The organism is Sinorhizobium sp. 8-89, assembly GCF_030124325.1.
In the GTDB taxonomy this organism is placed as follows: Bacteria; Pseudomonadota; Alphaproteobacteria; order Rhizobiales; family Rhizobiaceae; genus Sinorhizobium.
On record NZ_JASKLR010000102.1, the window covers coordinates 1 to 383 of the forward strand.

Annotated in this window: 2 tRNA genes; both read left to right on the forward strand. The window is 58.7% G+C overall.

From position 1 onward, the window contains the following. The first annotated feature begins 10 nt into the window (after positions 1–10). A tRNA-Glu gene (locus QN219_RS33845) sits at positions 11–86 on the forward strand. Positions 87–144: 58 nt separating this feature from the next. Beyond that, positions 145–219 (forward strand) — tRNA-Glu (locus tag QN219_RS33850). The last annotated feature ends 164 nt before the right edge of the window (positions 220–383 follow it).

A 383-nucleotide genomic window follows, 5' to 3' on the forward strand; every position in this document is an offset into this window, starting at 1 on the left:
CTCGTCTTGGGCGCCCATCGTCTAGCGGTCTAGGACGCCGCCCTTTCACGGCGGAAACACGGGTTCGAGTCCCGTTGGGCGTGCCATTCCTCCTCTTTCCTATATGATCTTTTTCGTAGTATGGTGCCGGTGCTTCCGCAGCAGGCGCCCATCGTCTAGCGGTCAGGACGCCGCCCTCTCACGGCGGTAACACGGGTTCGAGTCCCGTTGGGCGTACCAAATCCCATTTCGGATGCGGCAGTACAAATTTCCCGCAAAAAAGTTGATTTAATGGCTCTCGCTCACTTGCGGGAATCCGAAGCGCTCTCTATAAGCCACCTCGTCTTGGGCGCCCATCGTCTAGCGGTCTAGGACGCCGCCCTTTCACGGCGGAAACACGGGTT